A 19,138-nucleotide genomic window follows, 5' to 3' on the forward strand; every position below is an offset into this window, starting at 1 on the left:
GGGTCAGCTTTCTTCGAGCCGTCGGATGACGGGTCAGGCGTCGGGCTTGGTGCGCTTGTCCGTGTCGGAGTCGTCGATGGTCTCGGCGGACGCGGCGGCACGTCGGTCGTCGCTGATCGAGGAGATGTCACCGGTGGCCACGCCCTCGAGGTACTCCTCCTTGCTCACCTCGGCCTCGATGAACTCCTCCTCCGACAGCACGTCGGTGGGGTTGACGACCCGGAGGATCGCCTGGCTGTGAACCTTGATGTTCACTCCGGGCGAGACCTCCACGATGGCCGGCTGGTCGAGGTTGTCGGGGTCGTAGGAGATGATCGTGCCGTACAGCCCGCCCTGCAGGAGCACCTCGGCGCCGGGAACGGTCTGGCGCGCGCGCTCCTCCTGCTCGGCCTTCTGCTTCTGCAGGCGACGGCGCGAGCTCCAGAACATGAAGACCAACAGCGCGGCCAGCAGGAGGATCAGGCCGTAATTGGCGAAGAAGGTCGCGAAGTCCATGAGGTGAGAAGCACCTTTCGGTTTCGGCGCGCCTGGGGCGGCGCTGCCGTGCAGGGAGGAAGGGCGGCGAGAAGCCTTGAGCGATTATAGGTCATCGAATCTGAGGGTCCCCTCGCGATGCGGGGCTCCCAGGTGCGCGTAGGCGTCGGGCGTCGCCACCCGACCGCGGGGTGTGCGACCCATGAATCCGATGCGCACGAGGTACGGCTCGACGACGGATTCGATCGTGTCGGGCTCTTCGCCGACGGCCACCGCGAGCGTCCCGAGGCCGACGGGGCCGCCGTGGAATCGGCGGATGAGCGCATCGAGTACCGCGCGATCCAGGCGATCCAGGCCGATCCGATCGACGTCGTAGAGCTCGAGGGCCGCGTCGACCGCGGCGGCGTCGGCGGCTCCTCCGCCCCGGTGGACGATGAGGTAGTCGCGCACCCGGCGAAGCAGCCGGTTGGCGATCCGGGGGGTGCCGCGGGAGCGGCGCGCGATCTCGGACCGCGACGCCGCCGGGATCTCCACGTTGAGCTTCTCGGCGGAGCGCCGGATGACCTGCTCGAGCTCCTCCGGTTCGTAGAACTCCAGGTGGGCGGTGAAGCCGAAACGGTCGCGGAGGGGGTTGGGCAGCATCCCCGAGCGCGTCGTCGCGCCGACGAGGGTGAAGGGGGCGAGATCCAGCGGGATGCTGGTGGCCCCCGCGCCCTTTCCGACCATGATGTCGATGCGGAAGTCCTCCATGGCGAGATAGAGCATCTCCTCCGCGGAGCGGGCCATCCGATGGATCTCGTCGATGAAGAGCACCTCGCCGGGGACCAGGCTCGACAGCAGCGCGGCGAGGTCGCCGGCGTGCTGGATCGCAGGGCCACTGGACATCCGCAGCATCCGCTCGCTCTCATACGCGACGATCATCGCCAGCGTCGTCTTGCCGAGTCCCGGCGGGCCCGAGAGCAGGATGTGGTCGGCCGGCCGCTGCTGGATGCGCGCCGCTTGCAGGAGCAATTGGAGCTGGCCGCGTACCTTCTGCTGCCCGACGAAATCGGCGAGCGAGGTGGGCCGTAGCGCCCCCTCGATGGCGAGCTCTGTCTCGTCGGCGGGCTCGGCAGGATCCAGGACCTCACCCACGGAGGGTCTCCCGGGCGGGGCCGAGCTCGGCGAGGGTGCGGCGCAGGAGCGCGCCCACGGAGGAGCGGTCGGCGTCGGTCGCGCTCTCGGACACCGAAGCCACCGCTTCGGCCGCCGTCCGCTCGGACCAGCCGAGGCCGACCAGCGCCTGGACGACCTGAGCGCCGAGGTCCGGAGCGGGTGCCGTCGCGGTCGCCGCGCCCGCGGGGCGGGCGGGGGCGAGCTTGCCGGCGAGCTGCACGACGATGAGCTTGGCGGTCTTGGGCCCAATGCCCGAGACGCGTCGGAACGGCGCGTCGTCGTCGGCAGCCACGGCATCGGCGATCTGCGGCACCGTGAGGGTGGCCAGCACCCCCAGGGCAGATTTCGGACCGACCCCGGTGACGCCCAGCAGCACTGAGAACACCGCGAGCTCCTCTCGGGTCGAGAAGCCGAACAGCGACAGTGCGTCTTCGCGGACGATGAGAGCGGTGTGCAGGAGCACACGCTCCCCCACCGGGGCGCTGCGCGAGACCTGCGGCGTCACGGCGACGGAGAACCCGACGCCGCCGACCTCGACGATCATGCTGTCCGCCTCGACGTGCAGCACGGTGCCGTGGAGGGAGGAGATCATGCGGACAGCCTAGACGACACTTCGGACATATGTTCTAGCGACACCCCGGCGGTGCCCTCAGCGACGAGCGAGCCGCTCGGCGTCGGCCCATCGCTGCTGAGCCGGGGTGAGCGCACCCGCGGCCGGGCCGGCGGCGGAGGAACCGCGCCGCCACGCATGGCACAGCGCGAGCGCGAGCGCATCCGCGGCGTCGGCAGGCTGGGGCAGGGCGTCCAGGCGCAGCACGCGCGCGACCATCGTCTGCACCTGGCGCTTGTCGGCCGCTCCGTACCCGGTGACGGCCGCCTTCACCTCGGTCGGCGTGTGCGTGGCGGCAGGGATGCCCGCCTCTCCCGCGACGAGGAGGGCGATGCCGCTGGCCTGCGCCGTGCCCATGACGGTCTGGCGGTTGTGCTGCGCGAACACCCGCTCGACGGCCACGGCGGCGGGATCGTGAGCTCTGACGACGTCGCGCAGGCCCGCCGCGAGGGCGGCGAGCCGAAACTCGATGGGGGCGTCCGCCTCCGTACGGATGACGCCGACGTAGACCAGACGCGCGCTGCGGTCGGCGGCGACGTCGACGACGCCGACCCCGCACCGGGTCAGCCCGGGGTCGACACCCAGCACCCGGAGGGAGGGAACGCGCGAGGAGGCCACCCCGCAACGGTAGGTGTCACACGGGCCGTCGGGGGTGAGGCGCGCCCCGGCCTCAGTCCTCCGCTTCGAGCTCGGCCTGCACCTCGGGGGTCAGGTCGAGATTGCTGAAGACGTTCTGCACGTCGTCGCTGTCCTCGAGGGCGTCGATCAGCCGGAACACCTTCCGCGCGGTGTCGGCGTCGACCTCGACCTTGAGGTTGGGGACGAACTCGACGTCGGCCGAGTCGTAGTCGATCCCGGCGTCCTGGAGCGCCGTGCGCACCGACACCAGCTCGCTGGCCTCGGTGATGACCGCGAAGCCCTGGCCGTGCGGCTCGACCTCTTCGGCGCCGGCGTCGAGGACGGCCAGCATGACGTCATCCTCGCTCGTCCCCTCACCGGGGACGACGATCACGCCCTTGCGGGTGAAGTTGTAGGCGACACTTCCGGGATCGGCGAGGTTGCCCCCGTTCCGCGACAGCGCGGTGCGTACCTCGGCGGCGGCGCGGTTGCGGTTGTCGGTCAGACACTCGATCATGAGCGCCACGCCGTTCGGACCGTATCCCTCGTACATGATCGAGGTGTACTCGACCGCTTCGCCGCCGATCCCCGCACCGCGCTTGATCGCGCGGTCGATGTTGTCGTTGGGGACGGAGGTCTTCTTGGCCTTCTGCACGGCGTCGTACAGGGTCGGGTTGCCGGAGAGGTCGGCACCGCCGATCTTGGCGGCGACCTCGATGTTCTTGATGAGCTTGGCGAACGACTTCGCACGGCGGGCGTCGATGACGGCCTTCTTGTGCTTGGTGGTCGCCCACTTGGAGTGGCCGGACATGCCATCGATTCTAGCCGCGCCTCTCCTCCCGCCCCCGCGACCCCTCCCCGTCCCCTCCCCGTCGCCGCCCGCGGCCCCCCTCCCCGTCCCCGCGAGAGTGCATCTGCGCGCCGAGGGCGCGGAACGCACCCGCATCCTCGGCGCCCCGTTGCACTCTCGCGGGAGCAGCGGGACACTGTCGCCATGGGAGGACACTGTCGCCATGGAGGACACTGTCGCCATGGATGAGCGCGACGCGGCGCTGGACGCCGCCCACCAGGCGGCGGCGGACTTCCTCGCCTCTCTACCCGACCGCCCCGTCTGGCCGCGGGCGAGCGTCGAGGAGATGACCGCTGCGCTGGGCGGGCCGCTCCCCCGCACCGGCACTCCTGCTCCCGAGGTGATCCGCAGCCTCGCCGCCCGCGCCGACCCGGGCCTGGTCGCCATCCCCGGCGGGCGGTTCTTCGGCTTCGTCATCGGCGGTACGCTCCCGGCAGCGCTCGCCGCCGACTGGCTGGTGTCGGCCTGGGACCAGAACTCCGGCACGAGCGCCATGACCACCGCCACCGTCGCGCTGGAGCGCATCGCCGGAGAGTGGCTGCTGGGAGATCCTCGACCTTCCCCGCGGCGCCTCCGTCGGGTTCGTCACGGGCGCCCAGGTGTCCAACTTCGTCTGCCTCTCCGTCGCCCGGCACGCACTTCTTCGGCGCCGCGGCTGGGACTTCACCCGGCAGGGGCTCGCCGGATCACCGCCCGTGCGGCTCGTCGTCGGCCGCGACCGCCACGGGTCGGTCGATCGCGCGGCGCGCTTCCTCGGGCTCGGCGTGGCCGACACGGTCGTCGTCGATTCCGACACGGACGGCCGGATGAGACCGGACGCCCTCGCCCGCGCTCTCGACGAGCAGACCACGGCGGATGCGGCGACGATCGTCTGCCTGCAGGCGGGCGAAGTCCACACCGGAGCCTTCGACCCGTTCGCCGAGCTCATCCCGATCGCGAAGTCGCACGGGGCGTGGGTCCACGTCGACGGCGCATTCGGTCTGTGGGCGGCGGCCTCGCCGCGCCTTCACGCCCTCACCTGGGGAGTGGATGCGGCCGACTCGTGGACCACCGATGCCCACAAGACCCTCAACGTCCCCTACGACTGCGGCATGGCCATCGTCCGAGACCCGGCCGACTCGATCGCGATGTTCCGCGCGGGCGGCGATTACCTCATGTACACGGGGTTCGACCCCTGGGATGTCACGCCGGAACTGTCGCGCCGGGCTCGGGGCGTGCCGGTGTGGGCGGCCCTGGCCTCGCTCGGCCGCGAGGGCGTGGAAGCCCTGGTCGATCGGCTGCACGGCAACGCCCGCCGGCTGGAACGGGGCCTTCGCGCCATCCCGGGGGTGACGGTGGTGTGCACGCCCGACTTCACCCAGGTGATGTTCCGCCTGCATGACGACGATGCGACCCAGGAACTCGGGCGCACCATCCTGCAGGAGGGCACGGCCGCTCTCACCGGAGCGCACTGGCGCGGGCGTGCCGTGCTGCGCTGCTCGATGTCGTCGTGGGTGACGTCCGACGACGACATCGACCTCACCCTGGCCGCGATCGCCCGCCTGACCTCGCCCGCGGTCATCTGACCGCTCGCGTCGACGGCGCAGGCGCCGGACTCAGGCCCGCGATGCCACGCGATCGAGGAAGCGGCGGTGGAACCGGGTCTCTCCCGAGACCTCGGGGTGGAACGCGATCCCCAGCAGGGCGCCCTGCTCGACGGCGACCACCCTTCCGCCCGCGAGCGACGCGAGCGCCCGGGCGCGAGGTCCGACGTCGGTGACGAGCGGGGCCCGGATGAAAGCGGCGCGGACGGACGGCCCGGAGAAGCCGTCGACCGCCAGCTCGGTCTCGAACGACTCGACCTGTCCGCCGAACGCGTTCCGCCTCACCGTCACGTCGAGTCCTCCGAAGGTCTGCTGTCCCGCGATCGCGTCCTCCAGGCGGTCGGCGAGGAGGATGAGCCCCGCGCACGTGCCGAACACCGGCATCCCGTCCGCGATCGCCCGGCGGACCGGGTCCTGCATCCCGAACGCGCGCGCGAGCTTGTCGATCGTGGTCGACTCCCCACCCGGGATCACCAGTCCGTCGACGGCTGCGAGCTCGTCGGGCCGGCGGACGAGTGCGACCTCCGCGCCGAGCCCGGAAAACACCCTGGCGTGCTCCCGCACGTCCCCCTGGAGGGAGAGGATGCCGACGCGGGACCTACCAGCCACGTTCGGCGAGTCGGTGGGGAGCCGGCAGGTCGGAGACGTTGATGCCGACCATGGCCTCCCCGAGCCCGCGCGAGACGTCGGCGATGACCTTGGGGTCGTCGAAGAACGTCGTCGCCTTGACGATCGCCGCCGCGCGTTCGGCCGGGTTCCCGGACTTGAAGATCCCCGAGCCGACGAAGACGCCGTCGGCTCCCAGCTGCATCATCATCGCCGCGTCCGCGGGTGTCGCGACACCTCCTGCGACGAACAGCACGACCGGGAGGCTCCCCGTCTCGGCGATCTCGGCGACCAATTCGTAGGGCGCCTGGAGTTCCTTCGCGGCGACGTACAGCTCGTCCTTCGGCAGCGCGGTCAGCGCGGCGATCTCGCCGCGGATCTTGCGGATGTGCTTCATCGCCTCCGACACGTCGCCGGTGCCGGCCTCGCCCTTCGAGCGGATCATCGCCGCTCCTTCGGTGATGCGTCGGAGCGCCTCGCCGAGGTTCGTCGCACCGCAGACGAAGGGCACGGTGAAGTTCCACTTGTCGATGTGATTGACGTAGTCGGCGGGCGAGAGCACCTCGGACTCGTCGATGTAATCGACCCCGAGCTCCTGAAGCACCTGGGCCTCCACGAAGTGCCCGATGCGCGCCTTGGCCATCACGGGGATCGAGACGGCCTCGATGATGCTGTCGATCATGTCCGGGTCGCTCATCCGCGACACCCCGCCCTGGGCGCGGATGTCGGCGGGCACCCGCTCGAGAGCCATGACGGCCACCGCGCCGGCATCCTCGGCGATGCGCGCCTGCTCGGCGGTGACGACGTCCATGATGACGCCGCCCTTCAGCATCTCGGCGAGACCGCGCTTGACCCGGTCGGATCCGGTCGTCGGTGTGCTCATCATCGATCCTCTCGAGGGGGGGAATTTTGACCTAGGCCAGAAAATACCATGACCTACGGCGTAGGCTGATCGGGATGACGGCAACCGACCTGCGCCACGCGATCCGCGGCACCACCGCGGCCGAGATCGCCCGCAGCATCCGTTCCTCGATCGAGGAGGGCATCCTCTCCCCCGGCCAGTCCCTCCCGCCCGTCCGCGATCTCGCCGCGGCGCTCGGAGTCAACCGCAACACCGTCGTCGCCGCCTACCGGCAGCTCGGCCAGGCGGCCCTCGTGGTCTCGCGCGGTCGCGGTGGCACCCGGGTGGCCGACCGGGCGCCGGTCGCACAGGAAGGCTTCGCCCCCGACACGGTTCTGCGCGATGTCGGCACCGGCAACCCCGACCCCGCTCTCATCCCCGACCTCGCGCCGGCGCTCGGGCGGATCGCCTCACGGCCCGTGCTCTACGGCGAACCCGTCGTCGATGCGGAGCTCGCCGCGTGGGCGGGGGCCTGGTTCGCACCCGATGTGCTGGCCGACGAGATGCGCATCACCGTCACCAACGGCGCGGTCGACGCCCTCGAGCGGCTGCTCGCACAGGCCCTCACGCGCGACGACGCGGTGGCGCTCGAGGACCCGTGCTTCCTCTCCGCCCTCCACACCGTCCGGGTCGGCGGGTACCGGCCGATCCCCGTCCCCGTCGACGACGAGGGGATGACGGTGGCGGGCCTTTCGGTGGCGCTGCACGCCGGAGCTCGCGCGGTCGTCTGCACCCCGCGCGCCCAGAACCCCACCGGTGCGGGGATGACCGCGGAACGCGCCGAAGCCCTGCGGAGCGTGCTCGCGCAGCATCCCTACGTCCTGGTCGTCGAGGACGACCACTACTCCCTGCTTTCGCGTCGTCCCTACCTCTCGCTCATCCCGGCAGGGCACCGCCGCTGGGCGCTGGTGCGCTCGGTGTCGAAGTTCCTGGGGCCGGACATGTGTCTCGCCCTCGCCGCGACCGACCCCGACACGGCCGAACGCCTCGCCACGCGCCTGAGTCCGGGGACGACGTGGGTCAGCCACCTTCTTCAACGCCTGGCCTTGGCGCAGCTTACTGAACCCGGAGCCCGCGCGACCATCGACAAGGCGGCGGAGCACTACGCCGCCCGCAACGCCCGCGTCGCCGCCTTCCTGCGCGACGCGGGCCTCGACGCGACGGCGCGGGACGGCCTGAACCTGTGGGTCGACACCGGCGCGTCGTCTCGGGCGGTGTCGGAGCAACTGATGCGCCGCGGCTGGCTCGCGCGCACCGGAGACGAGTTCTCACTGCGCACCGATGCGCCCAGCACGCACCTCCGCCTCACCGTCCACGATCTCGACGACGCCGACGCTCAGGCGCTCGCCCGCGATCTGTCCGCCGCCGCGCACGCCGCGGCCCTCACCGAAGGATGATGCTCCCGTGAAGATCCTCTCCATCCAGTCCGCGGTCGCGCACGGCCACGTCGGAAACTCCGCGGCGGTCTTCCCGCTGCAGCGGATCGGCGTCGAGGTCCTGCCGGTCTACACGGTGAACTTCTCCAACCACACCGGATACGGGGCCTGGCGCGGGCCCCTCATCCCCCCGACCGACGTCGCCGAGGTGCTCACCGGGGTCGAGGAGCGCGGGGTGTTCGGGCAGATCGACGCCGTCCTGTCGGGGTACCAGGGCAGCGAGGGCATCGGCGACGTCATCGTCGACGCCGTGCGCCGGGTGAAGGCCGCGAATCCCGATGCGCTCTACGCGTGCGATCCGGTGATGGGGAACGCCCGCTCCGGATGCTTCGTTGCCCCCGCCATTCCCGTGCTGCTGCGCGAACGGGTCGTCCCCGTGGCCGACATCATCACCCCCAACCAGTTCGAGCTCGGCTTCCTCACCGATACCGAGCCGCTGTCGCTGGAGTCGACGCTGGACTCCGTCGACGCCGCCCGCGCGATGGGTCCGCGAACCGTGCTCGTGACGAGCGTGGAGCGCCCCGAGCGCGAGGAGGGCACCCTCGAGATGCTGGCGGTCGACGACGCCGGGGCGTGGATCGTGCAGACTCCCCAGCTGCCGATGAAGGCGAACGGCTCGGGAGACGTCACCGCCGCGCTCTTCACCGCGCACTATCTGCGCACCCGCAGTGCGGCCGAGGCGCTGGCGCGCACCGTGTCGAGCGTCTTCGATCTTCTCGCGCTGACCCTCGAATCCGGCGAACGGGAACTCCAGCTCGTCGAGGCGCAGGAATACTATGCGCACCCGCGGATGCAGTTCCCCGTCGCGCAGGTGCGCTGAGGGCGGCCCGCCCGCGCGTTCAGCCGTAGACCTCGGTGAACGCCGCTTCCCACTGGGGTCCGTCCTCGGGGCAGAGGAACCCGGCGCCGAAGACCATGACGCTCGCCACGTTCCGCTCGGCGGCGAGGCGCTGATCGGCGCTGAAGTCGGCGGGGATCAGCTGCGCGAAGACCGGCGACGAGGCGACGTGGGCCTGGAGGAGGGATGCGTCGACCTCGTGATAGTTGAGGATCGCCGTCTCGCACGCGTCGGCGGCGAGCGCGAGCGAGATGCTCTCGGTCTGGGCGTCCCACGTTCCGCCCTGCGACTCGATGAACGCCCGCTGCTGGGCGATGAACTCCTGCTGTGCGGGCGTGACCGCCACGAGCGGTGAGCCGTCGAGGGGAAGCTGCTGGTCGGCGAGGAACTGGTCGCGTTCGGCGAGAGCGTCGGCCATCGGATCGTCGCCGTCCGCGTCGTCGCTCGCCGAGGGCGTGGGAGCCGACGGCGTGGGAGCCGACGAGGGGGCCGCGGGGGTCGACGAGCTCTCGGCCTCGACGGGGATCGAGAACGAGCAGCCCGCGATGCTCAGGGCGACGACGATGAGGGATGCGGCTGCGGCGCTCGAGCGTGAAGGCATGCCCGTCACCGTATCGGTCCGCAGGATGGTGCGCCGGGGGTTGTCCACACCCCCGATCCAGCGGTATCAGGCGGGCCAGGCGTCGGCGATCGCGACCCGCACGTCACCGAGGAGCTGCGGGAGGGCCTTGGTCTTGGCGATGATCGGGAAGAAGTTCGCGTCCGTCGCCCACCGCGGCACGATGTGCTGATGAAGGTGCGCGGCCACGCCGGCCCCCGCCACCGCACCCTGGTTCATGCCGATGTTGAAGCCGTCGCAGCGCGAGACCTTCCGCAGCACCCGCATCGCGGTCTGGGTGAGAGCGCCGATCTCGGCCACCTCTTCCGGCGTCGCCTCGTCGTAGGTGGCGATGTGCCGATAGGGGCAGACGAGAAGATGCCCGGAGTTGTACGGAAAGAGGTTCAGAAGGACGTACGCCGTCTCGCCGCGGAAGACGATCAGTCCGTCCTCGTCGGACTTCCGCGGGGCCTCGTCGAACGGACACACCTCGCGCAGCGGCTCGGGGCCGGCCTGGATGTACGCCATCCGGTGAGGCGTCCACAGGCGTTGGAACTCGTCGGGGACGCCTGCCAGCTCCGCGGCGGCGACGAGGTCGTCGCCGCCGCGGTCGGCGTCAGACACCGAAGTCCTCGGCGGTGTTCACGAGCAGGTGGCCGTCGATGGCGGCGCGGATGCGCCGGACCGCGTCATCCACGGCGATCCCGTTCTCCTGGGTGCCGTCACGGAACCGGAACGACACCGTGCCCGCCGACCGGTCCTGCTCGCCGGCGATGAGGATCAGCGGCACCTTCTGCGTGGTGTGGGTGCGGATCTTCTTCTGCATGCGGTCGTCGCTGTGATCGACCTCGGCGCGCACGCCCTCGCCGCGCAGTCGCCCCACGATCTGGTCGAGGTAGTCGGCGTACTCCTCCGCGACCGGCACCCCCACGACCTGCACGGGCGAGAGCCAGACCGGGAAGGCGCCGGCGTAGTGCTCCAGGAGGATCGCGAAGAACCGCTCGATGGATCCGAACAGCGCCCGGTGGATCATGATCGGGCGCTTCTTCTGACCGTCGCGGTCGGTGTACTCGAGCTCGAACCGCTCCGGCAGATTGGGGTCGACCTGGACCGTCGACAGCTGCCAGGTGCGGCCGATCGCGTCGCGGGTCTTCAGGTCGATCTTCGGTCCGTAGAACGCCGCCTCGCCGGGGACCTCGGTGAGCTTCAGACCGCTCGCGACCGCGACGTTGCGGAGCGCATCGGTGGAGTACTCCCAGAACTCGTCCGAGCCGATCCACTTCTCCTTCTCGTCATCGCGCATCGACAGCTCGAGCTCGAAGTCGTCGAGACCGAAATCGCGCAGCATCGAGATGACGAACTCCAGCACGCGGGTCGCCTCCCCCTCCAGCTGCTCGGGGGTGACGAAGAGGTGCGAGTCGTCCTGGGTGAATCCGCGCACACGGGTGAGTCCGTGGAGCGCCCCCGAGAGCTCGTTGCGATACACGGTCCCGTTCTCGGCGAGGCGCATCGGCAGGTCGCGGTAGCTGCGCGCACGCTCCTTGAAGATCAGGATGTGCATCGGGCAGTTCATGGGCTTGAGGTAGTAGTCCTGCCCCGCCTTGGTGACGACACCCTCGGCGTCCCGCTCCTCATCCAAGGTGATCGGCGGGAACATCCCCTCCCGGTAGGTCACCAGGTGGTTGGACTGCAGGAACAGGTCCTCCTTGGAGATGTGCGGGGTGTAGACGTAGGTGTAGCCGCCTTCGATGTGACGACGCCGGGCGTGCTGCTCCATCTCGCCGCGGACGATTCCGCCACGGGGATGCCACACCGACAGTCCCGATCCGATCTCCTCGGGGAACGAGAACAGGTCCAGGTCGCGGCCGAGCTTGCGGTGGTCGCGCTTGGCCGCCTCCTCCAGGCGATGCTGATAGGCCCGCAGGTCGTCCTTCGACGCCCAGGCGGTGCCGTAGATGCGCTGCAGCTGCGGGTTCTTCTCGCTCCCCCGCCAGTAGGCCCCGGCCACGCGCTGAAGGGCCCAGCCGTTGCCGATGGAGCGGGTGTTGGGCACGTGCGGACCTCGGCAGAGGTCCTTCCACACCGTCTCGCCGTCGCGGTCGACGTTGTCGTAGATGGTCAGCTCGCCGGCTCCCACCTCGACCGACGCACCCTCGGTCTTGTCGGCTCCGCCCTTCAGCCCGATCAGCTCGAGCTTGAACGGCTCGGACGCGAGCTCGGCCCGCGCCTCCTCGTCGGTGACGACACGTCTGACGAATCGCTGACCCTCGCGGACGATGCGCTGCATCTCCTTCTCGATGGCTTTCAGGTCGTCGGGGGTGAAGGGCTGGTCCACGCCGAAGTCGTAGTAGAACCCGTCGGTGATGGGCGGCCCGATTCCGAGGTTCGCCTGCGGAACGGTGCGCTGCACGGCCTGCGCCAGGACATGCGCGGTCGAGTGCCGCAGGATCGACAGACCCTCGGGGCTGTCGATGGTGATGGGCTCGACGTCGTCGCCGTCGTCGACGGGCGTTGCGAGGTCTCGTGGTTCGCCGTTCACGCGCATGGCGATCACGGACTTGTCGGGGAAGAGCGCGAAGCCGTCGGCGCGGGCGGATTCGTCCGACGAGAAGGCGTCAGTCACGGAAGTACTCCTGGGTCTCGGTCACGGGTGGTCGGTCACGTTCTCAGCTTCGGGCGCGTCAGCGCCCCGCCCGCTCAGGCGTCGAGCGTTCGCGTGCCGACCAGGGCGGCGAGAGCCGCGATGCTGGGCCGGGAATCCATGCCGACAGTCTAGTCAGGTCGGGGGAAACGAACCGGGGCACCATGATGGTGCAGTGAAGACCTGGATGCTGGGACTCGGGCTGCTCGCCGCGGGTGCCGTCGCCCTGCTGACCGGGGTCCTCCCGGCATCCGATCTCCTCGCCGTCGCCGACCGGGTCTGGAGCATCCTCCTTTTCGTCGTCGCGATCACCGTGGTCGCCGAACTCGCCGCGACCGCCGGGGTCTTCGACATCGCCGCCGCGGCCCTGTCGCGGCTCGCCCGCGGCAGGACCCTTCTGCTGTGGATGCTGGTGGTCGCCCTCGCGGTCGGCGTCACCGTCTTCCTCTCCCTCGACACCACGGCCGTCCTCCTCACCCCCGTCGTGCTCGCGGTCGCGCGTTCCCACCGGCTGGATCCGCTGCCCTTCGCCCTTGCCACGGTGTGGATCGCCAACACCGCCTCGCTGCTCCTGCCGATCTCCAACCTGACGAACCTCCTGGCGGTCGAGCGGATCTCGGGCGGTGACATCCTCGGTTTCGTCGCGCTGATGTGGCCGGCCGCGCTGACGTCGATCCTCGTCTCGGTGGCACTGCTCTTCGTCGTCTTCCGCCGGAGACTCCGCGGACGGCACGAACCCGCCGCGCCCCCCGTGGTCACCGACCGCGTGCAGCTGAGGATTGCGGCGGGGATCGTCATCGTGCTGCTGCCGCTGCTCGTCAGCGGCATCCCCCCGTGGATCCCCGCGTGCCTCGCCGCGCTGGCGCTCGTGGCTCTCTTCGCATGGCGCTCGCCGCGGCGGCTCGGCCCGTCACTGGTCCCGTGGTCGCTGCTGGTCTTCGTGTCGGGCCTCTTCGTCGCCGTCGCCGCCCTCGAAGCGCTGGGGGCGCTTCAGCCGCTGGAGGCACTCATCGGTCCGGGCGATTCGGCGGCGTCGCTGGCCGGTATCGCGGGGACGGGCGCCGTCGCGGCGAACCTCGCCAACAACCTTCCGGCCTACCTGCTCCTCGAATCCGCCGCCGACGATCCGGTGCGACTGGGAGCACTGCTGATCGGTGTCAACGCCGGACCCCTCATCACGCCCTGGGCGTCGCTGGCGACCCTGCTCTGGCACGCGCGGGTCGTGGCAGCCGGGGTCTCGCTGTCGTGGGCGCGTTACGCACTCCTCGGACTGGCCGGCGCGCCGCTCGTCGTCGGCGCCGCGGTGCTCGCGCTCGCCGCCACCACGGTCTAGGTGCTGCGTCCGCGCAGCATCACGAGAGCGTGAGCCAGATCCAGAGAGCCAGTGTGACCAGCGGGATGAGGAAGTCGAGCACCAGGATGGGCCCGGCGTTGTTGATCGAGAGGTTGCGCTCGACCACGATCGCGCGGATGTGACCGATGCCGGCGAGGACGAGGAAGATCAGGGCGGCGAGGATCGGGGCGAGCCAGGCATCCGAGTCGAACGCGGCGGCGGCGACGATCGCGGCGACGCCGATGCCGAGGTTGGCCGCGCCGACTTCGAACTGGAACGGGCCGGGCTGCCAGCCGATCGATCGGGCGATCACCGGGCCGAAGAAGAGGTGGGCGATGCCGTTGCCGACGCTGGAGGACCCGATGAGGAAGAGCACGGCGTTCATCGTCGTCCAGCGCAGGGCGTCCGCGCCGCCGGTGACGACGAAGCCGACGATCTCGGCGATGACGAAGAGGATCACCCCCGCGAACGGCAGGAGGCCGATGAAGAGCGGAGTCTTCTGGGGTGCCGCGGATCGGGCGGCCTCGGGCGGTACACCGGTCATGAGCGTGATCGTAGCGTTTCGACTCACAGGTGTTTGGTCGCCTCGCGGACGGACAGCGCACTGAGGGGGTGATCGGTGACGAAGGCGCGCACCCAGTCCGGGTCGACGCGGGCGATGTCGCGAAGAGCCCAGCCGATCGCCTTGCGGATGAAGAAGTCGAAATCCGAGGCGTTGTGCTCGATGACCTCCGCCAGGAGGTCGCGGTCGACGCGGGCGCGTCTGCCCAACTGGGACAGGATCGCGATGCGCCGGATCCAGAGATGGTCGTCCTGGGCCCATGCGCGCACGAGGGGTACTGCGTCATGAGGACGGGTGTCGAGGAGGTCGCCGAGTCGGTGGGCGAGCTCGTCGGTGATGTCCCACCAGGCGCCCGTGCGCACCATGTGCTCCACGAGGGGCACCAGGCGCAGCTCCCCGCGGAGGGCTCGGTGCCGGAGGAGAGCCATCGCGGCGTAGCGCTCCTCGCGGTGGGTCGCCTCGTCCCACAGGCGTCGCGAGGCCGCGAGCACCGTGTCGGCGTCCCGCCCGGCTGCGATGCGGGAGGTGATCGCGCGCACCTCGGGCACCCGGACGCCGAGGAACGGCATGGCCGACTTCATGTAGGCCTGCTGGCCGGGGGCGCGCTCGGGTTCCGCGGCGTCACGCAGGCCTCGGCGGATGTCGTCGACCAGCGCGGCGGCCCCCGAGCCGGCAGCCGTCATGCGTCGCGGGGGTTCCGCCGCTCGACGATGAGCGGATCGATCGGCGTGAAGGGAAGCGTCGGCAGATCCCGCTCAGGGATGCCGAACGCGCCGGCGAGCACCTCGCGGGAGAACGCCGACGCAGTCGCCCGGTAGCCGATGTCACCCGGGGTGGGCTGGTCGAAGAAGATCAGGAAGTCCAGTCCGTCGTCGCCGAGGGTTTCGATGTGGTGCGGGAAGGCGCGCGGGATGAAGTAGACCTGCCCGGGCTCGAGCTCGTACTGGTCGACGGTTCCGTCGGGGCCGAGCACCCGCATCCGTCCTCTGCCCTTCCAGACGTAGCCGAGCTCGGCGGTGACCGGATGCCAGTGCGGCTCGCGCATTCCGTTCCCGGCGATGTGGAGGTGGTACATCGAGATGTCCTCGAGCGCGGCCCAGTACTGCGCGCGTGCGAGCTTGGCGAACCCGTAGCCGTAGGACAGTGGCGACTGCTGTCCGTCTGCGTCGAACAGCCGGGCGTTGGGAAGTCCGGCGGTGTCGGGAATGCGCACGGGGCCCTGGCGTCGGAAGATCGGGGTCGGGTCCCGTCGAGGGAGGATCTCGAAGGCCACCGCCGGGAGGTCGTAGGTGTTGCCGAGCACCGAATCGGTCATCGCGTTCACACTGCCGGCGAAGGAGAAGTGCTGCGGATGGGCCGAGCGGAGCGCGGCTATGATCTCCGCGTCGCCGTCGCCGACGTTCTCGATGTGCGCGACGGCACCCGACTCGATGTGGAACATCTGACCGGCGTCGACGACGAAGGTGGCGAAGGCGTCGGCGTTGCCGAGGACGGAGACCAGCACTCTGCCCCGCGTGACGTAGGCGAGCTGGTGGGCGTTGACGTTCCACTGCGGCTCGCGAACGCCGCCGGGGGCGAGGACGATCCGCTGGATGGACATGCGCCTGAGCATCGGGAAGTCCGTCCGGGTGAGCCGGCGGATCTCCCCGGCATCGCCCTCGAAGGTGATCGGAGCGGTGTGCAGCGATGCGACATGCGGCGAGGCCATGTCGAAAATCTAGACCCGGGGCCGCGAGAGTGGGGAGCGGAACTGCTGTCGTCGCCCGTCGATAGACTCGCCGCTGCTCGGCCGGAGGAAGGACGACCAGCATCGGCACGAACAGGCGCTACGCCGACGCGGTGGACCGCCGGATGAGCGACCGCGTCCTCGAGCGGACTATTGCCCAGGGGCCGTTGCAGACGTTGACGCGGGCGGAGCTGCAGCTCGATCTGCTGCCGTGCACGACTGATCCCCGACCTAGGCCGGTGCGCGCGTGGGTCCGCTTCGGCGCGACGCCGGTGCAGGTCGACGCCGAGGCGTGCATGTGGACTCCGCGCGCGGTGGCGATCCGGTTCCGCGTGGGCACGCGGGAGTACCGCTGCTGGGTGTGGACGAACGCCGTCGACCCTGCGCCGTGACGCACCCTCGTGACCGAGACCTACCCCGCGCGCCGAAACCTACCGTGGCGCGGTCGGTCTCGCGCGGGAAACTCGGTATCGGCTGCGTCCGCGGCGGGACGTCCCTCCATGAACAAGAAAACCCCCGGAATTCCGGGGGTTTTCGTCTGTGCGCGATACTGGGATCGAACCAGTGACCTCTTCCGTGTCAGGGAAGCGCGCTACCGCTGCGCCAATCGCGCCCAAGGGCTGTTTCGTTGTGTGGAGTGGAGGTGGCGACGGGATTCGAACCCGTGTAAACGGCTTTGCAGGCCGGTGCCTAGCCGCTCGGCCACGCCACCGTGTGTGGTTCGACCCACGCGTCGTGTCCACCCCGGAGGGTGGACCCCGCACTCGAGCGGATGACGAGACTCGAACTCGCGACCCTCACCTTGGCAAGGTGATGCGCTACCAACTGCGCTACATCCGCGTGCTCCCGGCTTCCCGGGCGCTTCACCGACTTTAGCCGATGGAGCGCCTGGTTCCAAACCAGCGCCGCCGCCGCGTGTCGTCGCGGCATGCGGTTCGGACCGTGCCCCCGCATCCGGTAACATCGGTACCCGGCCCCCGGGCCGCTGGGCGATTGGCGCAGTTGGTAGCGCGCTTCCTTCACACGGAAGAGGTCATCAGTTCGAGTCTGGTATCGCCCACCACATCAGCCCGCGAAACACCGGGGATCTTGCTCTCGGGTGACTGCGGCGTGGACCGGCGAGCTGCGCTGTACCCCAACTTCGTACCCCATCGAGCTGGCCGAAGGTCAGAGTCCGATTGCTGCGCCAAGGTCGTCGATCGCCTTCCGAGCCGTAGGCGCGGTGAGGTGGGCGTAAATGTCTCCCGTGATCTGTGTTCCCGCATGCCCGAGGAGCGTCGACACGGCTTTCAGGTGCACTCCCCCGTCAAGCATCACCGTCGCTGCCGAGTGGCGCAGAGCGTGAACGTCCACATCCTGAACACCCGCACGTCGCGCGGCCGCCTGAATAGATCGGAGCACGTTGCGCGGGTCAATCGGGGCGCCGAGCGCCGTCGTGAAGACGTGCCCCGAGTCAACCCAGACATTCGCTGCTCGCATGCGATCCTCTAGCTGCGCCACGCGGTGCGTCCGCAACAGTTGCACCGCACCCTGCGAGATTGGGAGCACACGTCTTGATGCTCTGGTCTTTGGCGCGGTGACGATCAGTTTCCCGTCAACCCGAGACAGCGTGCCCCGAACGGTCACCGTCGCTGCGTCGAGGTCTATGTCCTGCCACCGCAGGGCGAGGGCTTCGCCTTTTCGCATCCCAGTCGCGGCGATGAGAGCGAACAGAGGGTAGCTGTGTGTCCGCCATCCGCGAGGGTCCTGGTCGATAGCCCTCGCGGCGTCCAAGAGGGCGCGGATCTCGCGAGCGTTCAGGACGCGCGCTTCGGAGCGATCGGCTCTTGGCTGGTCGACTTTCCTGGCCGGGTTAACGGCCAAGGCTCCGTCACGCACGGCGCCGTCTAACACGACGGACAACACTCGGAAGACTCGCTGAATGGTCGCATCCGACAAAGCGCGCGCCTTCGCTTGCGGGTTCGTCGACGTGAGGGGCTTTTCCTTCCTTCGGAGGTCGATAACCCACGAGTCGAAATGGCTCGGCCGCAACTTTGCCAGCGGGACAGCGCCGATTCTTGCTGACTTCACATGCGAGTTGATGAGCGATCGCATCAACGCCTTCGTGGTGGGCTTCCGAGTGGATGCCTCTAGCGTCGTCGCGCACCAGTGGTCACACCACTGAGCCACCGTTTTGGCGGAGTCTTTCGCGGGATCGCCTCGCTCGATCCTGGCTGCCGCTTCCCTCACCTTGGCGCGCGCGGCCCTCTCCGTCGGCGCGTAGCACGACAGCCGTCGGCGCACGCCGTCTTCATCGGTGTACCCAAGCCGACCTTCCCAGAGTCCCGGCTTGCGTTCGCGAAAGGTTCCCTCGCCGTTGAACCGCTTACCCATCCTCCTGGTCCCCTTCTCTTTGACTGCGCTCCTCGGCCGCGGCTCGCGCTACTTGTCGGCGTTGCCATGCGTCCGCCTTCTCCTGCATGGCCGCCTCGGGGTGGGTACGAGCCCAGCTCCGGGCTTCGCGTCGAGCTGCGACGTCCTCGATCTCGGCTTGACGTGCGCCGAGGTCGACCATCAACGACGCATACGCCGCGTCAAGCTCTGCTGCACCTGCGCCGGGACTGGGAATGAGGCCACGGGCGCGGGCTTCTTTGACCTTTCGGGAGGCAGTAGCGCGCGAGCCGTAGCCGAGCAGCTTCATCACCGAATCGGTGGGTTTCGGCCGGGCGCCCGGGCTCAGATAGACCCTTGCCACTTCGCGCAACTCGGCGTCGCTGTCTGCGAAGCCGCGGTAAACCCCACGATGCACCTCGGGCATTGCCGCAGCGTCTCCGCCAGGCTTCCGCGAGTACGTTTCCGGGGCGATCTCAGTCTCGGCAAATCGAGTGAAAGCCTCTTCTGCAAGGGCGTCGAGGTTGAACACCGTCAGGTCGGTCGTACGAATCGCCCTATCCCCTGGCTTACTGCTGATGTTCACTTCTGTGCACACTGCGGCCCCATCGATGACCTCGAACCGAAACCGCGCCTGCGGCCACCGGCGCCCAACGGGCAAGGTCGCATCCCCCGTGACGTGCACCTCGACTTCTCGCGGCACCGCAAACCTGCCGAGCTTCACCAAGCCCACACGGTGGGGACGCCATGCTCGGACCGAGTACGTCCACTGCTCGCCGTCATCGGCCATATCAAAATCCGTTCACTATGAGACAGTACAGCGTCTCATTGCTGTGT

At 69.6% G+C, this 19,138-nt stretch carries 20 protein-coding genes and 4 tRNA genes; 6 read left to right on the forward strand and 18 right to left on the reverse strand.

Annotated elements, in window-relative coordinates:
* Nucleotides 1-33 precede the first annotated feature (33 nt).
* The 5 genes from T9R20_RS09770 to T9R20_RS09790 all read right to left on the reverse strand — a co-directional run bounded on the left by T9R20_RS09770 (nucleotide 34) and on the right by T9R20_RS09790 (nucleotide 3,668).
* Nucleotides 34-495 (reverse strand): preprotein translocase subunit YajC, encoded by a 462-nt coding sequence (locus tag T9R20_RS09770; RefSeq protein WP_322409130.1) that lies wholly within the window; start codon nucleotides 493-495, stop codon nucleotides 34-36.
* A gap of 84 nt (nucleotides 496-579) precedes the next feature.
* Nucleotides 580-1,608: a Holliday junction branch migration DNA helicase RuvB gene (gene ruvB / locus T9R20_RS09775; protein ID WP_322409131.1), complete on the reverse strand. Its 1,029-nt coding sequence runs from the start codon at nucleotides 1,606-1,608 to the stop codon at nucleotides 580-582.
* On the reverse strand, nucleotides 1,601-2,221 hold the full coding sequence (gene ruvA / locus T9R20_RS09780; protein WP_322409132.1) for a Holliday junction branch migration protein RuvA: 621 nt from the start codon (nucleotides 2,219-2,221) through the stop codon (nucleotides 1,601-1,603). Before ruvA ends, ruvB begins: the two co-directional genes overlap by 8 nt.
* 57 nt (nucleotides 2,222-2,278) lie before the next feature.
* Entirely contained in the window at nucleotides 2,279-2,857 is a 579-nt protein-coding gene (gene ruvC / locus T9R20_RS09785; protein WP_322409133.1) for a crossover junction endodeoxyribonuclease RuvC, read from the reverse strand.
* A gap of 52 nt (nucleotides 2,858-2,909) precedes the next feature.
* Nucleotides 2,910-3,668 carry a YebC/PmpR family DNA-binding transcriptional regulator gene (locus tag T9R20_RS09790; RefSeq protein ID WP_141938422.1) on the reverse strand — a complete coding sequence of 253 codons (759 nt, stop codon included), beginning with the start codon at nucleotides 3,666-3,668 and terminating at the stop codon, nucleotides 2,910-2,912.
* Nucleotides 3,669-4,306: 638 nt separating this feature from the next.
* On the opposite strand from T9R20_RS09790, the gene T9R20_RS09795 reads away from it, so the two are divergent.
* Nucleotides 4,307-5,272: a pyridoxal phosphate-dependent decarboxylase family protein gene (locus T9R20_RS09795; protein WP_322409134.1), complete on the forward strand. Its 966-nt coding sequence runs from the start codon at nucleotides 4,307-4,309 to the stop codon at nucleotides 5,270-5,272.
* Between the two features lie 30 nt (nucleotides 5,273-5,302).
* On the opposite strand, the gene pdxT is transcribed toward T9R20_RS09795, so the two are convergent.
* On the reverse strand, nucleotides 5,303-5,899 hold the full coding sequence (pdxT, locus tag T9R20_RS09800; RefSeq protein WP_322409135.1) for a pyridoxal 5'-phosphate synthase glutaminase subunit PdxT: 597 nt from the start codon (nucleotides 5,897-5,899) through the stop codon (nucleotides 5,303-5,305).
* Nucleotides 5,889-6,779 carry a pyridoxal 5'-phosphate synthase lyase subunit PdxS gene (pdxS, locus tag T9R20_RS09805; RefSeq protein ID WP_322409136.1) on the reverse strand — a complete coding sequence of 297 codons (891 nt, stop codon included), beginning with the start codon at nucleotides 6,777-6,779 and terminating at the stop codon, nucleotides 5,889-5,891. The genes pdxT and pdxS overlap by 11 nt, the downstream gene beginning before the upstream one ends.
* Nucleotides 6,780-6,853: 74 nt before the next feature.
* Between pdxS and T9R20_RS09810 the strand changes: the two genes are divergently transcribed.
* Together T9R20_RS09810 and pdxY are read left to right on the forward strand one after the other, a co-directional pair.
* The gene (locus tag T9R20_RS09810) at nucleotides 6,854-8,194 is read left to right on the forward strand and encodes an aminotransferase class I/II-fold pyridoxal phosphate-dependent enzyme (protein WP_322409137.1); all 1,341 of its coding nucleotides are present in this window, start codon (nucleotides 6,854-6,856) and stop codon (nucleotides 8,192-8,194) included.
* 7 nt (nucleotides 8,195-8,201) lie between these two features.
* Nucleotides 8,202-9,053, forward strand: coding sequence for a pyridoxal kinase PdxY (pdxY, locus tag T9R20_RS09815; RefSeq protein WP_322409138.1), 852 nt, complete (start codon nucleotides 8,202-8,204; stop codon nucleotides 9,051-9,053).
* A 19-nt stretch (nucleotides 9,054-9,072) separates the two neighbouring features.
* On the opposite strand, the gene T9R20_RS09820 is transcribed toward pdxY, so the two are convergent.
* The 3 genes from T9R20_RS09820 to thrS form a co-directional block, all read right to left on the reverse strand.
* Nucleotides 9,073-9,672 carry a hypothetical protein gene (locus tag T9R20_RS09820; RefSeq protein WP_322409139.1) on the reverse strand — a complete coding sequence of 200 codons (600 nt, stop codon included), beginning with the start codon at nucleotides 9,670-9,672 and terminating at the stop codon, nucleotides 9,073-9,075.
* 66 nt (nucleotides 9,673-9,738) lie between these two features.
* A complete protein-coding gene (locus T9R20_RS09825) occupies nucleotides 9,739-10,293 on the reverse strand; it encodes an HIT domain-containing protein (RefSeq protein WP_322409140.1) in 555 nt (184 codons plus the stop codon).
* Complete coding sequence (gene thrS / locus T9R20_RS09830) at nucleotides 10,286-12,214, reverse strand: threonine--tRNA ligase (RefSeq protein ID WP_322412153.1); 1,929 nt, start codon at nucleotides 12,212-12,214, stop codon at nucleotides 10,286-10,288. The genes T9R20_RS09825 and thrS overlap by 8 nt, the downstream gene beginning before the upstream one ends.
* A gap of 271 nt (nucleotides 12,215-12,485) precedes the next feature.
* Here thrS and T9R20_RS09835 point away from each other — a divergent pair, with 271 nt between their 5' ends.
* Entirely contained in the window at nucleotides 12,486-13,643 is a 1,158-nt protein-coding gene (locus T9R20_RS09835) for an SLC13 family permease (RefSeq protein ID WP_322409141.1), read from the forward strand.
* A gap of 19 nt (nucleotides 13,644-13,662) precedes the next feature.
* On the opposite strand, the gene T9R20_RS09840 is transcribed toward T9R20_RS09835, so the two are convergent.
* Genes T9R20_RS09840 through T9R20_RS09850 form a run of 3 tightly spaced genes read right to left on the reverse strand, consistent with a single transcriptional unit; the run spans nucleotide 13,663 to nucleotide 15,913 of the window.
* A complete protein-coding gene (locus T9R20_RS09840) occupies nucleotides 13,663-14,187 on the reverse strand; it encodes a DUF6790 family protein (protein ID WP_322409142.1) in 525 nt (174 codons plus the stop codon).
* A gap of 23 nt (nucleotides 14,188-14,210) precedes the next feature.
* Nucleotides 14,211-14,888 carry a DNA alkylation repair protein gene (locus T9R20_RS09845; protein WP_322409143.1) on the reverse strand — a complete coding sequence of 226 codons (678 nt, stop codon included), beginning with the start codon at nucleotides 14,886-14,888 and terminating at the stop codon, nucleotides 14,211-14,213.
* The gene (locus T9R20_RS09850) at nucleotides 14,885-15,913 is read right to left on the reverse strand and encodes a cupin domain-containing protein (protein WP_322409144.1); all 1,029 of its coding nucleotides are present in this window, start codon (nucleotides 15,911-15,913) and stop codon (nucleotides 14,885-14,887) included. The genes T9R20_RS09845 and T9R20_RS09850 overlap by 4 nt, the downstream gene beginning before the upstream one ends.
* Before the next feature lie 143 nt (nucleotides 15,914-16,056).
* Here T9R20_RS09850 and T9R20_RS09855 point away from each other — a divergent pair, with 143 nt between their 5' ends.
* Nucleotides 16,057-16,323 carry a hypothetical protein gene (locus T9R20_RS09855; RefSeq protein ID WP_322409145.1) on the forward strand — a complete coding sequence of 89 codons (267 nt, stop codon included), beginning with the start codon at nucleotides 16,057-16,059 and terminating at the stop codon, nucleotides 16,321-16,323.
* 149 nt (nucleotides 16,324-16,472) lie between these two features.
* Here the strand turns inward: T9R20_RS09855 and T9R20_RS09860 are convergent.
* The 3 genes from T9R20_RS09860 to T9R20_RS09870 all read right to left on the reverse strand — a co-directional run bounded on the left by T9R20_RS09860 (nucleotide 16,473) and on the right by T9R20_RS09870 (nucleotide 16,771).
* A tRNA-Val gene (locus tag T9R20_RS09860) sits at nucleotides 16,473-16,544 on the reverse strand.
* A 25-nt stretch (nucleotides 16,545-16,569) separates the two neighbouring features.
* Nucleotides 16,570-16,643 (reverse strand) — tRNA-Cys (locus tag T9R20_RS09865).
* A gap of 55 nt (nucleotides 16,644-16,698) precedes the next feature.
* Nucleotides 16,699-16,771 (reverse strand) — tRNA-Gly (locus tag T9R20_RS09870).
* Nucleotides 16,772-16,918: 147 nt separating this feature from the next.
* Between T9R20_RS09870 and T9R20_RS09875 the strand changes: the two genes are divergently transcribed.
* Nucleotides 16,919-16,994 (forward strand) — tRNA-Val (locus T9R20_RS09875).
* Between the two features lie 104 nt (nucleotides 16,995-17,098).
* Here the strand turns inward: T9R20_RS09875 and T9R20_RS09880 are convergent.
* Both T9R20_RS09880 and T9R20_RS09885 read right to left on the reverse strand, forming a co-directional pair.
* Complete coding sequence (locus T9R20_RS09880; RefSeq protein WP_322409146.1) at nucleotides 17,099-18,304, reverse strand: site-specific integrase; 1,206 nt, start codon at nucleotides 18,302-18,304, stop codon at nucleotides 17,099-17,101.
* Nucleotides 18,297-19,091 (reverse strand): hypothetical protein, encoded by a 795-nt coding sequence (locus T9R20_RS09885; protein WP_322409147.1) that lies wholly within the window; start codon nucleotides 19,089-19,091, stop codon nucleotides 18,297-18,299. Before T9R20_RS09885 ends, T9R20_RS09880 begins: the two co-directional genes overlap by 8 nt.
* Nucleotides 19,092-19,138 lie beyond the last annotated feature (47 nt).

Source organism: Microbacterium invictum, from assembly GCF_034421375.1.
GTDB lineage: Bacteria > Actinomycetota > Actinomycetes > Actinomycetales > Microbacteriaceae > Microbacterium > Microbacterium invictum_A.

Coding starts and splice junctions, on each gene's coding strand:
- T9R20_RS09880 (WP_322409146.1), bottom strand. CDS start 18,304: ATGGGTAAGCGGTTCAACGGCGAGGGAACCTTTCGCGAACGCAAGCCG.
- T9R20_RS09840 (WP_322409142.1), bottom strand. CDS start 14,187: ATGACCGGTGTACCGCCCGAGGCCGCCCGATCCGCGGCACCCCAGAAG.
- thrS (WP_322412153.1), bottom strand. CDS start 12,214: ATGCGCGTGAACGGCGAACCACGAGACCTCGCAACGCCCGTCGACGAC.
- pdxS (WP_322409136.1), bottom strand. CDS start 6,779: ATGAGCACACCGACGACCGGATCCGACCGGGTCAAGCGCGGTCTCGCC.
- T9R20_RS09790 (WP_141938422.1), bottom strand. CDS start 3,668: ATGTCCGGCCACTCCAAGTGGGCGACCACCAAGCACAAGAAGGCCGTC.
- T9R20_RS09845 (WP_322409143.1), bottom strand. CDS start 14,888: ATGACGGCTGCCGGCTCGGGGGCCGCCGCGCTGGTCGACGACATCCGC.
- ruvA (WP_322409132.1), bottom strand. CDS start 2,221: ATGATCTCCTCCCTCCACGGCACCGTGCTGCACGTCGAGGCGGACAGC.
- T9R20_RS09810 (WP_322409137.1), top strand. CDS start 6,854: ATGACGGCAACCGACCTGCGCCACGCGATCCGCGGCACCACCGCGGCC.
- T9R20_RS09850 (WP_322409144.1), bottom strand. CDS start 15,913: ATGGCCTCGCCGCATGTCGCATCGCTGCACACCGCTCCGATCACCTTC.
- T9R20_RS09820 (WP_322409139.1), bottom strand. CDS start 9,672: ATGCCTTCACGCTCGAGCGCCGCAGCCGCATCCCTCATCGTCGTCGCC.
- T9R20_RS09885 (WP_322409147.1), bottom strand. CDS start 19,091: ATGGCCGATGACGGCGAGCAGTGGACGTACTCGGTCCGAGCATGGCGT.
- T9R20_RS09770 (WP_322409130.1), bottom strand. CDS start 495: ATGGACTTCGCGACCTTCTTCGCCAATTACGGCCTGATCCTCCTGCTG.
- T9R20_RS09855 (WP_322409145.1), top strand. CDS start 16,057: ATGAGCGACCGCGTCCTCGAGCGGACTATTGCCCAGGGGCCGTTGCAG.